This window comes from Lactococcus sp. UBA7128, from assembly GCF_002492185.1.
Taxonomy (GTDB): Bacteria; Bacillota; Bacilli; order Lactobacillales; family Streptococcaceae; genus Lactococcus; species Lactococcus muris.
This window is the reverse complement of the sequence record NZ_DKXK01000072.1, coordinates 1-16,296: the sequence shown is the minus strand read 5'-3', so window position 1 is coordinate 16,296 and position 16,296 is coordinate 1. Positions and strand designations below refer to the sequence as shown.

The 16,296-nt window shown below is 41.0% G+C and carries 12 protein-coding genes and 1 pseudogene; 8 read left to right on the top strand and 5 right to left on the bottom strand.

Annotated elements, in window-relative coordinates; translation table 11 throughout:
• Positions 1-631: pseudogene (locus B4H39_RS07730) on the top strand (hypothetical protein); the annotation flags it as partial.
• A gap of 129 nt (positions 632-760) precedes the next feature.
• Here B4H39_RS07730 and nrdF read toward each other — a convergent pair.
• From nrdF to plsY, 5 genes are all read right to left on the bottom strand, one after another.
• Positions 761-1,747: a class 1b ribonucleoside-diphosphate reductase subunit beta gene (gene nrdF, locus B4H39_RS07725; RefSeq protein WP_202231339.1), complete on the bottom strand. Its 987-nt coding sequence runs from the start codon at positions 1,745-1,747 to the stop codon at positions 761-763.
• Between the two features lie 14 nt (positions 1,748-1,761).
• A complete protein-coding gene (gene nrdE / locus B4H39_RS07720) occupies positions 1,762-3,930 on the bottom strand; it encodes a class 1b ribonucleoside-diphosphate reductase subunit alpha (protein ID WP_251422265.1) in 2,169 nt (722 codons plus the stop codon).
• A gap of 56 nt (positions 3,931-3,986) precedes the next feature.
• A complete protein-coding gene (gene nrdI / locus B4H39_RS07715; protein WP_251422268.1) occupies positions 3,987-4,403 on the bottom strand; it encodes a class Ib ribonucleoside-diphosphate reductase assembly flavoprotein NrdI in 417 nt (138 codons plus the stop codon).
• Positions 4,400-4,618: a glutaredoxin-like protein NrdH gene (gene nrdH, locus B4H39_RS07710; RefSeq protein WP_202231342.1), complete on the bottom strand. Its 219-nt coding sequence runs from the start codon at positions 4,616-4,618 to the stop codon at positions 4,400-4,402. Before nrdH ends, nrdI begins: the two co-directional genes overlap by 4 nt.
• Before the next feature lie 120 nt (positions 4,619-4,738).
• Positions 4,739-5,377: a glycerol-3-phosphate 1-O-acyltransferase PlsY gene (gene plsY / locus B4H39_RS07705; RefSeq protein ID WP_202231343.1), complete on the bottom strand. Its 639-nt coding sequence runs from the start codon at positions 5,375-5,377 to the stop codon at positions 4,739-4,741.
• A gap of 220 nt (positions 5,378-5,597) precedes the next feature.
• Here plsY and parE point away from each other — a divergent pair, with 220 nt between their 5' ends.
• The 7 genes from parE (at position 5,598) to B4H39_RS07670 (ending at position 15,999) form a co-directional block, all read left to right on the top strand.
• On the top strand, positions 5,598-7,535 hold the full coding sequence (gene parE / locus B4H39_RS07700; RefSeq protein ID WP_251422275.1) for a DNA topoisomerase IV subunit B: 1,938 nt from the start codon (positions 5,598-5,600) through the stop codon (positions 7,533-7,535).
• Between the two features lie 42 nt (positions 7,536-7,577).
• Positions 7,578-8,402, top strand: coding sequence for a 3'-5' exonuclease (locus B4H39_RS07695; RefSeq protein ID WP_286927557.1), 825 nt, complete (start codon positions 7,578-7,580; stop codon positions 8,400-8,402).
• 4 nt (positions 8,403-8,406) lie between these two features.
• On the top strand, positions 8,407-8,868 hold the full coding sequence (locus B4H39_RS07690; RefSeq protein ID WP_251422281.1) for a GNAT family N-acetyltransferase: 462 nt from the start codon (positions 8,407-8,409) through the stop codon (positions 8,866-8,868).
• 48 nt (positions 8,869-8,916) lie between these two features.
• Entirely contained in the window at positions 8,917-11,400 is a 2,484-nt protein-coding gene (gene parC, locus B4H39_RS07685; RefSeq protein ID WP_251422284.1) for a DNA topoisomerase IV subunit A, read from the top strand.
• Positions 11,401-11,711: 311 nt separating this feature from the next.
• Positions 11,712-14,183 carry a DNA gyrase subunit A gene (gyrA, locus tag B4H39_RS07680; RefSeq protein ID WP_251422288.1) on the top strand — a complete coding sequence of 824 codons (2,472 nt, stop codon included), beginning with the start codon at positions 11,712-11,714 and terminating at the stop codon, positions 14,181-14,183.
• Position 14,184: 1 nt separating this feature from the next.
• Positions 14,185-15,255: an FAD:protein FMN transferase gene (locus B4H39_RS07675; RefSeq protein ID WP_251422291.1), complete on the top strand. Its 1,071-nt coding sequence runs from the start codon at positions 14,185-14,187 to the stop codon at positions 15,253-15,255.
• Between the two features lie 12 nt (positions 15,256-15,267).
• Positions 15,268-15,999, top strand: a complete 732-nt coding sequence (locus B4H39_RS07670) for a class A sortase (RefSeq protein WP_251422295.1) — start codon at positions 15,268-15,270, stop codon at positions 15,997-15,999.
• Positions 16,000-16,296: the final 297 nt, after the last annotated feature.

Below are 16,296 nucleotides of genomic sequence, written 5' to 3'. Positions count from 1 at the left end.
CTTTAGTATCATGGCACCGGGGACTATCTTCACCATGGCTAATGAGCAGTATCTCTACCTTGAAAATATGGGGAATAACCATATGATTATTCGGAATGAGATGATTCCAAATACAACCTTTAACGGTCAAAATAATGCGCTTAACGACTGGTATGGAGCTCTTAATCCAACAGTTCAAGCTATGGTTCAGCCTGTATCAGATGCTTTTAATACAGGAAATCTTGCGGAGGGAGAATTACATTGGAGACCAGGCGGGGGTTATGCTCCTGGAAATTGGCGATGGCTACCTGTCAATCTCGGGGAGTTCCCTGATGCAGCAGCAGATATTACGGAAGTTAATTCAGGCGGTAGCCCGCGTGCCTTTGCACTTTCTCTAGCAGATGTGGTTCGTTTATCCGGACCAGGACGCGCTTTCCCGAGTCGTGCGGAACGGGTAGCAGGAAATGCTGGCGAAAATAATGGTTGGTGGACTCGGACTCCTGGAGCTGCTGGCGGTAACGGTGCTTGGCGTGTGTTTGCTGAAAGTGAATCTAATCCGTATGGTGGCGGCTTACATGGCAGTGGTAGCATGAACTACTCAACAGTAGCTAGAGGTGTCCGCCCTGCCCTTATCGTCAATCAATCCAACTAGGGAAGCAAAAAAGTTCCATAAACGAAAAAAACGCTTAACTTGCGTGTGAATAGCAAGGTTGAGCGTTTTTATTTTTGTATTTAGACCAGAGTGAGTACATGTTCTATCTTTGTCTCTGACTTTTTTCCTTTACTTCATACCAATGGTGTAGTCCTCATCCGACATAGGCTCAACTTCGCCTAATAAGTAAGAGTTTCCGACTTGACTGAAGAAGTCATGGTTTGATGAAGATGTAGAGATACCGTTCATCACAACAGAGTTGACATCAGCTGCTGTATCTGGGAAGAGGGGGTCTTGGCCTAAGTTCATCAGTGCTTTATTGGCATTGTAACGGAGGAACTTCAAGACTTCGTCTGTCCAACCAATCTCATCATAGAGCAGGTGTGTATAAGCTTCTTCGTTTTCATAAAGTTCGTAAAGCAAGTTATACATCCAGTCGCGAAGTTCGCTTTGTTCTTCTTCTGGCAGCTCGTTGAAGCCCAGTTGAAACTTGTAGCCAATGTATGTCCCGTGGACACTTTCATCACGAATGATGAGTTTGATGATTTCTGCAGAGTTAATCATCTTGTTATTGCCCAGATACCAAAGGGGCGTAAAGAAACCAGAGTAGAAGAGGCAGGTTTCAAGGAAAACGCTGGCCACCTTTTTTTGAAGCGCACTGCCGTTTTGGTAGATGTCATTGATAATTTTGGCTTTCTTTTGCATATAGACATTCGTATCGACCCAGTCAAAGAGTTCTTCAATCTCTGACTTTGTATTTAAAGTACTGAAGATTGTGGAGTATGACTTGGCATGTACGGACTCCATAAACTGAATATTGTTGAAACACGCGATTTCTTGAGGGGTGCGTGCATCATGCTTAAGCACCTCAGCTCCATCAACAGACTGTAAAGTATCCAAGAGAGTCAATCCAGCGAAGGCTTTGGCAAAGGTATCACGTTCAACCTGCGGTAGCTTGCGCCAATCATCAAGGTCGTTAGAAACAGGGACACGTGTGTCCAACCAAAACTGGCTGGTCAGTTTTTCCCAAGTATATTTATCAATAGAGTCCTCGATTGCATTCCAGTTGATGGCTGCATAGTAAGTAGGGACTTTTTGGTTATTTTGTTCAGACATAGTACTTCCTTTTTTTAAACAACACAGCTTTCACATTGATTTGCGCCAACTTCGGCTTCATCGTCAGTAAATGTACGGACGTAATAGATTGTTTTGATTCCTTTGTTGTAGGCATAGTTACGCAAGATACTCAAATCACGTGTTGTCATTTTGTTGTTCGTAATTTTCCACTCGTAAAGACCTTCCGGCAAGGTTGAACGCATGAAGAGGGTCATAGACAGTCCTTGGTCAACATGTTCAGTTGCAGCAGCGTAAACATCAATCACGGCACGCATGTCTGTATCATAGGCTGATTTGTAGTAAGGAATGGTATCTGTTGAAAGGCCAGCCGCAGGGTAGTAAATCTTACCGACTTTCTTTTCTTGACGTTCTTCAATGCGATTGACGATAGGGTGAATAGAAGAAGAGCAATCATTGATGTAAGAGATAGAACCATTTGGTGCAACAGCCATTCGGTAAGAATTATAAAGGCCATTTTGCATAACCTTTTCTTTCAAGGCTGCCCATTCAGCAGGACCAGGTACGGGGATATCAGCAAAGAGCGCTTGGATGTCCTCCGATACGGCTGCAAAGTAATCGTGTTCAAGGTATTTATCAAAGTAAGAGCCGTCTGCATAGGCAGATTTTTCAAAATCTTTGAAGCTTTCTTGACGTTCCATTGCAAGAACGTTTGAAGCGACTAAGGTATAGTAGTTCAGCAGCATGAAATAGACACTTGTGAACTCCACAGCTGCCTTGCTGTCATAGTGAATATGATTTTTCGCAAGGAAGGAGTGAAGCCCCATAGCGCCAAGACCGATAGCACGCATCTCATCATTACCTTTACGGACTGTAGGTACAGCGTTAAGATTTGATGTTTCCGAGATAAAAGTTAGGGCGCGGACCATTGACTCGATCGAGCTGCCAAAGTCTGCACCAGAAGTCATCATGTTCATGACATTTGTTGACCCTAAGTTACAAGCAACGTCAGTACCAAGTTTTGCGTAAGTCTGGTCATCATTCAAGACAGAAGGAGTTTGAACTTGAAGAATTTCAGAACAAAGATTACTCATCGAGATAACGCCGTCTACAGGGTTTGCTTTGTTTACTGTGTCAATGTTGACGATGTAAGGGTAGCCTGACTCTTGTTGCAGTTTAGAAAGCTCTTGTTCTAGCTCGCGTGCACTGATTTTGACTTTACGAATATTATCATTAGCAAGCATGTTGTCGTATTCAGCCGTGATATCAACATGTGCAAAAGGCATACCGTATTCTTTTTCTACGAAGTAAGGTTCAAAAAGATACATGTCTTCGCCTTTAGCGGCTAATTCGTAGAACTTATCTGGAACGGTTACACCGAGAGACAAAGTTTTCACACGGATCTTTTCATCCGCATTTTCTTTCTTTGTAGAGAGAAATTCCATAATATCTGGGTGGAAGACCGAAAGATAAACAACACCAGCGCCTTGACGTTGCCCAAGCTGGTTAGCATAAGAGAAGCTATCTTCAAAAAGCTTCATAACTGGAACTACACCAGCTGCAACACCGTCATACCCCTTGATAGGAGCTCCAGCACCACGCAGGTTGCTCAGATTAAGACCAACACCACCCCCATTTTTTGAAAGTTGGAGGGCAGAGTTGATGGTACGACCAATCGAGTTCATATCATCAGTCAGTTGTAAAAGGAAACAGCTGACGAATTCACCACGGCGCTTACGCCCTGCATTGAGGAAGGTTGGCGTAGCTGGTTGATAGCGACGGTTAAGCATGGCAAATGCCAGATTACGTGCTAACTTTTTATCTCCGTCTGCCATATAGAGGGCGTTCATCAGGACACGATCTTCAAAGTCTTCGAGATAAAGCGTGCCTTCATTGTTCTTCATGGCATATTGATTGTAGAACTTATAGGCAGCCATAAAACTATCAAAACGAAAACCAAAATCTACCAATTCTTGGTGAAGTTGTTCGATGAAGCTCATCTCATACTTGTTAATAAAGTCTTCTTCCAGATAGTCTTCTTCTAGAAGCGCCGCAATTTTTTCAGCGTAAGTATCTTTTTTGAAACTGTTTGGTTTGACGTTTTCCTTGAAGAAAGCAGAGATAGCTTCCTTGTCTTTTGCTAAAGGAATAGAGCCATTAACAGGTATATTGATTTGATTGTTAAGCGTAAAGTACGTAACATCTTCAAGATTTTTAAGTGACATATATTTCTCCGGGTCTTAAGACCGCATATTAATAATTTATTTTTTGTACAGTCTAACTATTTAAGACTGATAGCTGCGCCAGAATCGAGCCGGGCAGCGATTTCTTCAACAGCAGCAACATCTGCCGGTGTGCCATTAAACTCAAAATCGTAGACGATAGGAATTTTGAATTGGGCAGACAACTGTTTTGCAGTAAAGATGTAGAGGAAAGCAAAGTTACGGTTTCCGGTACCAACAATTCCCTTGCAGTGCTGGGCATTATCGGCGTAGGCCATGAATTCAAAGACAGGATCCATGATGTCCATACTTCTTTCAGCACCAGGTGTTTCGTCTGCATAGCTAGGTACGACTAATAGGAAGTCTTCATTTACTTCAAATTCCGGATTTTGAGGTAAAATCTCCTCATGTTCTAGACGGGTTTTGTTTGCAAAGCGGCGCGTTTGACCGGTTATGCTAAAATATACTAATTTCATGCCAATTTTGCCAATTCACTAGGATTAAAGCCAGAGAAAGAAACCTCTCCCTTGACGATAACAGGAGCTGCACGGTAGCCCATATCGAGAACCGTTTGAACAAATTCTGGTTTTTCATCAATGTTGATTTCTTCAAAATTAACAGTGTGCTCAGTGAGCCATTTTTTTACCATTTTGCATTGCATACAATTGTTTTTTGAGTAGACAGTAACCATAATTTATTTCTCCAATTTTTTCTAAAAAAATTTCTTTGTTTATGTGTTTATTTTAGTATAAAAAAAATACCTAGTCAAGTTATCGATACTAGATATTGTGTGTGCGAATTATGTAAAATACTATATATTGTGTTGTTTGCTGAGGTTAAGGCCAAACGGAACCAGAGATTCTTCCTTGTTTTTTATTCTTTGGATATTGCTTTTATGACGGATGATGATAATTAAAGCTAAAACCATAATAATCAGTGAGAAGAGGGGATCATAGTTTGGGAGGATAAAGTGAAAGTGGGGGAAAATAAGGACGCCAAGCAGAGCAGCTATGGCTCCTGCAATGGAAGACAAGCTAATCATGCTAAAGAGATAGAGAACCAAGAAGAAAATCACAGCTAAATATAGGAGGAAAAAAGGGTTAAAGCCCAAAACAACACCAGCAGAAGTGGCAACAGCTTTCCCGCCTTTAAACTTGTCAAAGATGGAAACGGTGTGCCCTACAACGGCAAGTAATCCAAAAATGAGGGGAGAAACACCATGGACATGAAATATAAGAGGTAAAAGTGTTGCTAAAGTTCCTTTAAGCAAGTCAAAGATAAAAACGATGATACCTGCTTTTTTCCCCAGTATGCGGAAAGTGTTTGTTGTACCCGTATTTCCAGACCCGTGTTCGTGCAGGTCTTTTTTATAGAAAACTTTCCCAATCCAAAGCCCGGTAGGAATTGCTCCTATAAGATAAGCGAGGAGGCATAAAATTATTGTAGTCATATCATCTTTCTTTTATGTTTATAATAGCTCCACAATTATAACATAAAAGTTGATGAATTTTGATATTTTATGAAGAAAAACCTTTTCTTTTTGTAGAAGTGGAGGAATGAAAAACGATCCTTCAAATGATAAAGACCTTTGACAAAGGCTCCTTAAGAATGTAGAATAGGAAAGATGAATATTTCTGCCAGTTAAAGTTGGCTTAAATGGAGAATAATGAATGATAGATATAAATAATTATGATGACAGTGCGATTCAGGTTTTAGAGGGTCTTGATGCTGTAAGAAAGCGTCCTGGGATGTATATTGGCTCAACGGACTCGACTGGATTGCATCACTTGATTTGGGAAATTGTTGATAATGCAGTCGATGAAGCACTTTCTGGTTTTGGGACAAAAATTGCTGTAACTTTAAATAAAGACGGTTCCGTAACAGTAGAAGATGAAGGGCGGGGTATGCCAGTGGGGACACACGTTACGGGAAAGCCAACTGTCGAAGTTATTTTCACAGTACTTCATGCTGGTGGAAAGTTTGGGCAAGGCGGTTATAAAACATCTGGAGGCCTACATGGTGTAGGGTCATCAGTTGTAAACGCCTTGTCAAGCTGGCTTGAAGTAGAAATTACCCGCGATGGTAGCGTTTATCGTCAGCGTTTTGAAAATGGCGGACATCCTGTAACGACCTTGGAAAAAGTTGGAAAGGCCCCTAAGTCCAAAACAGGTACAAAAGTTACTTTCATGCCTGATGCAACAATTTTTTCAACAATTGAATTTAAATATCAAACAATATTCGAACGTTTGAATGAATCCGCATTTCTACTTAAAGACGTTACGCTTTCACTTACAGACAATCGTGGAAATGAAGAGGTTAAGGATGAATTTCACTACGAAAATGGTGTTCAGGACTTCGTAAGTTATCTCAATGAAGACAAGGATACTTTAACACCTGTCCTTTATTTTTCAGGGGATCAGGATGCATTTCAAGTGGAAGTAGCTTTACAATATAACGACGGCTACTCTGAAAACATTCTTTCTTTTGTAAATAACGTGCGTACAAAAGATGGAGGGACACATGAGGCAGGACTAAAGACAGCCTTAACTAAGGTCATGAATGAGTATGCAAGAAAGACAGGACTGCTTAAAGATAAGGATAAGAACTTGGAAGGTTCTGACTATCGTGAAGGCTTGACAGGGGTCTTATCTATCCTTGTTCCAGAAGAATATCTGCAGTTTGAAGGACAAACCAAGGACAAACTAGGTTCTCCTTTAGCCCGTCCAGCAGTTGATGCGCTCGTTTCTGAAAAACTGACCTTTTACCTTTTGGAAAATGGTGAGCTGGCACAGAAATTAATTCGAAAAGCAATTAAAGCACGCGAGGCGCGTGAAGCTGCGCGTAAAGCACGGGAAGAGTCAAGAACAGGAAAGAAAAGTAAAAAAGATAAAGGCCTTCTTTCAGGAAAACTAACGCCAGCACAAACGAAAAATCCTAATAAAAATGAATTGTACCTTGTCGAAGGAGACTCTGCTGGAGGCTCAGCAAAACAAGGACGAGACCGTAAATTCCAAGCGATTCTTCCTTTGCGTGGGAAAGTCATCAATACGGAAAAAGCTAAAATGCAGGACATCCTCAAAAATGAGGAAATCAACACAATGATTTATACCATCGGTGCTGGTGTTGGTGCAGACTTTACCCTTGAAGATCGGAACTATGATAAAGTGATTATTATGACCGATGCAGATACAGACGGTGCTCATATTCAGACTTTACTTCTTACCTTTTTCTATCGTTATATGAAGCCCCTTCTCGAAAATGGTCACGTTTATATTGCCTTACCACCTCTTTATAAAATGAGTCAAGGAAAGGGCAAAAAAGAAAAGATTGCCTATGCTTGGACGGATGCAGAGTTAGAAAAACTTCGTCAAGATTTTGGCAAGGGAGCTACTCTTCAACGCTATAAAGGTCTGGGTGAGATGAATGCAGAGCAGCTTTGGGAAACAACCATGAACCCAGAAACGCGTACATTGATTCAAGTAACCATAGATGATGCGGCTCAGGCAGAAAAACGTGTTTCTGTCTTAATGGGAGATAAGGTTGAACCACGTCGTAAGTGGATTGAAAACAATGTGAAGTTTACACTCGAAGAAAACACGGTCTTTTAAGCTAAGCAAACGGCTCTAAGTCTAAGTTAGGGAGGAAATGAAATGGGACAGCATTATGTTGTGTTTGATTTTGAAACGACAGGTTTCAGCCCTCAAAAAAATGAAATTATCCAGATTGGTGCTGTGAAGTACGATGATATGCACCAAGAAGTCGGTCGATTTAATCAGTTGATTAAGCCCACACGTTCTTATCCTCCAACTAAAATTTCAAAATTGACCGGAATTTGGCCAGCAGCCTTGGTAGAACAACCGGTTCTTTCAGAGGTTTTGCCAGATTTTCTTGCTTTTTCTAGGGATAGTCTTATGGTTGCCCACAATGCGCCTTTCGATGTCAGCTTCCTTTATCAAGCTATTGTAGATTGTGAGATAGAAAATGCACCACATTTTCAAGTTTATGATACGCTTTCAGAAGCAAAAAAATTGGTACAGATGCCCAACTACAAGCTAGAAACCTTTAAGGATGTTTTGGGCATCGATTTACGTAGCCACGATGCACTTAATGACTGTCTTATAACGGCAAAGCTGTACCAATACTTGCAGAACTTGTCACGTCCGCCTCAACCGCAAGCTATATCGACTGAAAGTTTACAAATGGATTTGTTTGGTGGGGCTGACACAGCAGTAACGGAAGAAGTGCGGCGAAAGTTAAGCTTGCCCATCACTAAAGAGCTGGTGTATTACCGTAGAGATAAGGCGCGAAACTGGCAAAAGTTTGAAGTGACCGGTTTGGCAGTTACAGCGGCTTATTCTACGGGGTATAGTCTAACCGTTACACTCTACAACAACGAGAAAGTAACCATCCATTCTGATTTTTTAAAAGAGATGCAGAAGGCAAACTTTATAAATGAAATAAGCAAAGAGGAATAAACGTATGGGCTGGAAAATTAAAAATTTTGAGGAACTCACAAGATCAGAACTTTATAAAATTTTAGAAGCACGTTCGGAGGTTTTTGTTCTTGAGCAAGAATGTGCTTATCAAGATATTGATGGGAAAGATCAAAAAGCTTTACACCTGTGGTTAGAAGATATATCAGGAGAAATTCAGGCTTATTGTCGAATTTTACCAGCTGGTCTTTCTTATTCTGAAGCTTCCATCGGTCGTGTTCTGGTTAGGGAAAGTCAGCGTGGCAAGGGAACTGCTCGGAAAATGCTGGAACAGGCACTTGATTTTCTTGCTCATGCTTGGCGAGAACCAGCAGTGCGTATTGAAGCACAGTACTATCTCCGGAAATTTTATGCTTCCTTCGGGTTTATTGAAGACTCTGAACCATTTTTAGAAGACGGCATTAAACATGTTGAGATGATCTTGGATTTAAAAGATTTCCCCTCTTAAAAAAGCATTTCGAAAATTTAGATAGATGAGATAAATGTCGGAGGATTTATGTCTAATATACAAACTCTACCTTTAGAGGATATTATGGGCGAGCGCTTTGGGCGCTATTCAAAATACATTATTCAGGAACGTGCCCTGCCTGATATTCGCGACGGTTTAAAACCTGTTCAACGTCGTATCCTGTATTCGATGAATAAGGATGGCAATACTTTTGATAAAGCTTATCGTAAGTCTGCCAAGTCTGTCGGTAATGTCATGGGTAACTTTCACCCACATGGTGACAGCTCAATTTATGATGCGATGATTCGCTTGTCACAAGATTGGAAAATGCTGGAGCCCTTGATTGAAATGCACGGGAATAATGGGTCGATGGACGGTGATCCACCGGCTGCTATGCGTTATACAGAAGCACGTTTATCAGAAATTTCTTCGTATTTGTTAAAAGATATTGAGAAAGATACCGTTGCTCATGCGTGGAACTTTGACGACACGGAAAAAGAGCCAACTGTACTGCCCGCAAGTTTTCCTAACTTATTGGTGAATGGCTCAACAGGTATTTCCGCGGGGTATGCGACAGATATTCCGCCACATAATCTTGCAGAAGTTATTGATGCGACAATCTACATGATTGATCATCCTAAAGCTGATGTTGAGAAAATCATGACTCTTATGCCCGGACCAGACTTTCCTACAGGGGCTATCATCCAAGGCCGTAGTGAAATCAAGAAAGCTTATGAAACAGGTAAGGGACGCATCGTTGTACGTTCAAAGGTGGACGTGGAGAAACTTAAAGGCGGACGTGAACAACTTGTTGTTACTGAAATTCCTTATGAGATTAACAAGGCGACATTAGTCAAACGTATTGATGATGTGCGAGTAAATGCCAAAGTACCTGGTATTTCCGAAGTGCGTGACGAGTCCGACCGTGAAGGTTTACGTATTGCAATCGAGCTTAAAAAAGAAGCCAACAGTCAGCTGGTGCTTAACTACCTCTATAAAAACACAGACTTGCAAATCAATTATAATTTTAATATGGTTGCAATTGATAACATGACGCCACGTCAAGTCGGTGTTCTCCCTGTTTTGCGCTCTTACATTGCCCATCGTCAGGATGTTATCGTTAAACGTTCAAAATTTGACTTGAGTAAGGCTGAAAAACGTTTGCATCTGGTAGAAGGTTTGATCCGCATGGTTTCTATCTTGGATGAAGTCGTTGCTTTAATCCGTGCTTCTGAAAATAAATCAGATGCTAAGGAAAACCTGAAAGTGAGCTATGATTTCAGTGAAGAACAGGCAGAAGCGATAGTAACTTTGCAACTTTATCGTTTGACCAATACAGATATTGTGACTTTGGAAAATGAACAGTCAGAGCTAGAAAGTAAAATTTTAGAACTGCGTGCCATTATCAACGATGAGCGTACGTTATTCAACTTGATGAAGCGTGAGTTGCGTGAGGTGAAAAAGAAGTTCGGAAAGGAAAGACGCTCTGAACTGCAAGATACAGTAGAAACGATTGAGATTGAGGCACAGCAGTTGATTGCCGAAGAAGAAACCGTTGTTTCTGTAACACGTGGCGGTTATGTTAAACGTACCTCACCGCGTAGTTTTGCATCGTCAAATGTTGAAGAAGTAGGAAAACGTGAGGATGATGCGCTGATTTTCGTCAAGGAAGGGGCACGTACAACGCAGCATTTGCTTCTCTTCACAAGTTTGGGGAATCTGATTTATCGTCCAGTGCATGAACTAGTAGATGTACGCTGGAAGGATATTGGCGAACATCTGTCGCAAACACTGAATAACTTTGCAACCAATGAAGAGATTCTCTTTGCGCAGGTTTTAGATAATTTTGATGAAAAATTGAACTATATGGTAGTGACAGCTGCTGGACAAATAAAACAAATTGAGCTGGCTTCATTTAGACCTTGGCGGACTTATCGTTCGAAGTCAATAGTTTATGGCAAACTGAAAGGTGAAAAAGATAGAATTGTTACGGTTGAACCTATTACACAGGGTGATGTGGATGTGATGTTGATTTCGGAAAATGGCTATGCACTGCGCTTCAATATTTCCGAAGTTCCAGTAGTTGGTGCAAAAGCTGCGGGAGTTAAAGCTATGAACCTCAAAGCGGGGGATATGATAAAAGCGGCCTTTTTTGTTCAGACAGACAGCTGGTATCTTTTGACACAGCGTGGATTTATTAAACGTGTGAAGTCGGACGAGATCCCAGAAACCAGCCGTGCAAACAGAGGACTTCAAGTTTTACGTCCGCTTAAGGCAAATCAACACACTGTATTTGCAGCTGGAAGTGTTGTGAATACGAATAAAGCGCCACTTCCAGAAACAGTCGACCTCTTTAGTATCACAGAAACCGAAACTTTAGATAGTGATGAGCTCCAAGTCTTGGAGGTTACCTCAGATATAGGTAAAGTTTATGATATAGAATTAACAGACTTAAGTCTATCAGAACGTGCAAGTAATGGTCATCCACTATCTGAAGATATCACGCGCGTTATTGAAGCGAAAATAAAATAAAAGCAGTCCTTGATGATAGGGGATGCTAAAAAAGCCGGGAAATTCATTTTTCTCGGCTTTTTTATACAACATGTAGACGTAATTTTGTTTTTCTGACATAAGCCATTGTATTTAAGAAAAATTATCTAAAGTTTTTCAGCCTCCTTTGATGATAAGAAATGCTTTTTTACAAGGAATAAGTCGCTAAAGTGTGGGACTTATACAAGAGGAATTTCCTCTTGTTGAGGTGAACAAGGGATTTAAAAACAAGGGTGAACAGTGAGAATTTATGGTATAATAGAGACAGTGTTTATACATTGAAAGAGGAGAACATGGAAGATAAAAATATCATAAATGTCAATCTTGCTGAGGAGATGAAAACCAGTTTTCGTGACTATGCAATGTCAGTTATTGTGGCTCGTGCCCTACCTGATGTACGCGATGGTTTGAAGCCGGTTCATCGCCGCATTCTTTACGGAATGAACGAGCTTGGTACAACGCCTGATAAGCCACATAAAAAATCTGCCCGTATTACCGGGGATGTCATGGGTAAATATCACCCACATGGAGACAGCTCGATTTATGAGGCAATGGTGCGTATGGCTCAGTGGTGGAGTTACCGCCATATGCTGGTTGACGGACATGGGAACTTTGGCTCCATGGATGGAGACGGTGCTGCCGCACAACGTTATACCGAAGCACGGATGTCCAAAATTGCCTTGGAAATGCTCCGAGACATCAACAAAAATACTGTTGACTTTATTGATAACTATGACGGAACGGAACGTGAGCCAGAAGTTCTTCCTGCGCGCTTCCCTAACCTCTTGGTTAACGGAACAACGGGGATTGCCGTCGGTATGGCGACAAATATCCCCCCTCATAACTTAGGCGAAACAATTGATGCGGTTGACTTACTGATGGAAAATCCAGAGGCGACAACCCGTGATTTGATGGAAGTGTTACCTGGACCAGACTTTCCTACAGGAGCGCTGGTTATGGGCAAATCCGGCATTCGCCGTGCTTATGAGACAGGTAAAGGCTCAATTACACTTCGTGCGAAAACAGAAATCGAAGAATTACCTGGTGGTAAGGAACGTATCGTAGTCACTGAGTTCCCTTATATGGTCAATAAGTCAAAAGTGCATGAGCATATTGTGCGTTTGGCACAAGAAAAACGCATAGAAGGTATTACAGCCTGCCGTGACGAGTCAAGCCGTGAAGGTGTGCGCCTAGTTGTTGAAGTCCGTCGTGATGCATCTGCTCACGTGATTTTGAACAACTTGTTCAAACTTACACAGTTACAAACATCCTTTGGCTTTAATATGTTGGCCATCGAAAAAGGGACGCCAAAGATTCTGTCATTGAAACAAATCTTGACCGACTACATTGAGCACCAAATCGAAGTTGTGGAACGTCGTACGCGCTTTGATAAAGCCCGTGCAGAGGCCCGTGCGCATATCTTAGAAGGTTTGCGTATTGCCTTGGATAATATTGATCGTATGATTACAATTATCCGCGAATCTGCAACGGATGCGATTGCTCAAAAAGCGATGATGGACGAATTCCAATTGTCAGATAAGCAATCGCAAGCTATCTTGGATATGCGTTTGCGCCGTTTGACAGGTTTGGAACGTGACAAGATTGAAAGTGAGTATCAAGAGCTTATTGCCTTGATTGCTGATTTGGCAGATATCCTAGCAAAACCAGAACGTGTAAAAGCTATTATTCGTGAAGAGCTGGGTGAAATTAAGCGTAAGTTTGCTGATGAGCGCCGTACAGAGCTCTTAGTCGGCGAAGTGTTGAATCTGGAAGATGAAGACCTTATCGAAGAAGAAGATGTCTTGATTACTCTTTCCAACAAGGGATACATCAAACGTCTCAGCAATGACGAGTTCCGGGCGCAAAAACGTGGTGGACGTGGTGTACAGGGGATGAATATGACTGATGATGACTTTGTACAACATCTGGTCTCCACAAGTACACATGATAACTTGCTCTTCTTTACAAACTTAGGGCGTGTTTATCGTATGAAGGGCTATGAAATTCCTGAATATGGCCGTACAGCGAAAGGCTTACCTATTGTCAATCTTTTGAAACTTGACGAAGGAGAAAGGATTCAGACTGTTATCAATGTGGTGAAGTCAGATGAGGAAAGATATCTGTTCTTTACGACACGTAACGGCTTAGTTAAACGTACCAATACAAAGCAATTTGCGAATATTCGTACGAATGGGCTGAAAGCACTTAATCTTCGTGAAGGCGATGAATTGATTAATGTCCTTCTCACATCGGGTGAGGAAAATATTATCATCGGAACACACAATGGGTTCTCAGTCCGCTTTGAGGAGACAGTTGTCCGTGATATGGGACGTTCTGCTACCGGTGTGAAAGGTGTCAGCCTGCGTGAAGGCGACTTTGTCGTTGGTACAGCGACTGTTCATGATGAACAGGAAGTTTTGGTTATTTCTGAAAAAGGTTTAGGTAAACGGACAATTGCGAGTGAATACCCAACGAAAGGACGTGGCGGTAAAGGGATTAAAGTCATGAATATTACCGAACGTACAGGAAAGCTTGCTGGCTTGACTGCTATTGATGGTAAAGAAGATATCATGGTTATCACCGACACAGGTGTAGTGATTCGTACAAGTGTGGACAATATTTCACAAACAGGTCGTGCAGCTCAAGGAGTGAAAATCATGCGTTTAGATGATGAAGCACAAATTATGACCTTTGCCCTTGTTGAACCTGAACAAGAAGACGAAGAAGTAAGTGAAGCAGATACAGTTCCAAATACTGAAGAATAAAATGAAAAAACTATTTATATTCTTGACGACAGCTGTCAGTATCTTTTTACTGGCAGCTTGTAGTTCAAATACGGATGCGCGTAATCTTTTAGAGCAGCCGATAAAAAAGGATGCCACAACGATGGGAACTTATATCCAAGTTACTGTCTATGATAAGGGTAAGGAAAAAGCGGTTGAAGAAGCTCTAAAGATTGCTGAAAAATACGACGATTGGATTTCTGTAGATAAGGCAGGGTCAGTCATTGCTGAGATTAATGATAAGGCAGGTCTCCAACCAGTAAAAGTAAATTCGGATATTTATGAGCTGATCAAACTGGGTTATAACTATTCTGCTAAAAACATGGGTTATGACATTACGATTGGTCCCCTAAGCAAACTTTGGAATATTGGCTTTCCTGATGCACGTAAGCCTGAACAAGCAGAGATAAATGCCGTTTTACCACTGATTAACCATCAATTTCTTGAATTTGATGAGCAAAAGAGTACTGTTTATTTAAGTCAGAAAGGCGCGAAGCTTGATTTAGGTTCCATTGCCAAAGGCTATACTGCGATGAAGATGGTTGAGTACCTCAAAAATAACGGAGTAACGACAGGTATTGTCGACTTAGGATCAAGCTCTATCTATGTGATTGGGCAATCCCCGCGCAATGGTGGTGATCCTTGGACAATAGCTATCAAAGATCCGAACGATTCTGAAAAATCACAGCTGGGTATTTTAAAAGCAAGGGATCAACATGTGAACACTTCGGGAATTTATGAGCGCTATTTAGAAGTCGGAGGTCATCGTTATTCACATATTCTAAATCCCAAAACGGGCTTTCCATTTGATAATGACATTGCCAGCATCACCCTTTTGATTTCAGGAGAGGATGCCAGTAATGGCGATGGACTGTCTACGATGATTTATACTCTTGGCACCAAAAAAGGTTATGAATATGTTCAAACTTTGGAGAATGTACAAGCTGTATTTGTGGACAAGGACAGTAAAGTTTATATCACAGAGGGCCTCAAAGATCAATTTGAATTAACCAATGATAACTATAAAATGGGCAAGATAGATGACTTAAAATAGAAGGAAGAGTAAATGACGAAAAAGAAGAAAAGTGGGAAAAAGATATTTATCAATTTTCTTATTGTGATCCTTTTTCTTGTAGGTTTAGTTCTTGTTTTTAATAAACCTATTCGAAATTGGCTCATCGGTTTAAATTCGAGCCACTATCAGATTAATAACGTGACACGAGAAACGATTAAAGAAAATAAAGAAGCAGAGGCAACCTTTGACTTTGACAGCGTAGAATCTATTAGTTTTGAGCAGGTTTTGCGCGACCAGATGAATCGTCAAGCGATGCCGGTGATTGGAGGAATTGCTATTCCTGAGGTTGGGATTAACCTTCCTATTTTCAAAGGCTTAGCCAATGCAAATTTGGCTTTTGGAGCAGGAACAATGAAAGAAGACCAAGTGATGGGACAGGGCAATTATGCTCTGGCGAGTCATAATGTTACAGGTTTTACGAGCAATACCAATCTTCTTTTTACCCCTTTAGAGCGGGCCAAGAAAGGTATGGTAATCTATGTTACAGATAAGAATAATATCTACCAATACCGGATTACTGAGGTATTCGTTGTCTCACCTGAACATTCAGAAGTCATTGATGATAGACCGGGAAAAACGGAGATTACTTTGGTGACCTGCGCAGACCCCGGAGCTATAAATCGAATTATTGTACATGGTACTTTTGAGAAAAAAGTAGCCTTTGACGATGCAACAGCCGATATGAGTTCTGCTTTTGAACGGAGCTACAACCAAATCTTATAATAAAAAGAGGAGACAGGAGTCTCAAAAATGAAAAAATGCTTAGTCACTGTATAAGAATTTTTTCTGAGGCAGAAAGTTTTCTCCGTTTGATAAAGATAAAAAATGACTGAACACAATTGTGTCAGTCATTTTTACTATAATTTGTTCAAAAGAGTCGTTAAGAATATTCCGCTTGGCGGAATTTTTATCATTTCTTATACACGAGGCTCAGCATTTTTCAACCTTGTGTTTTAGCTGAACTCGGTTAAAGTCCTACTTGGTTCTCATTTTTTGATCTTGAATTTATAATTTAAGTGC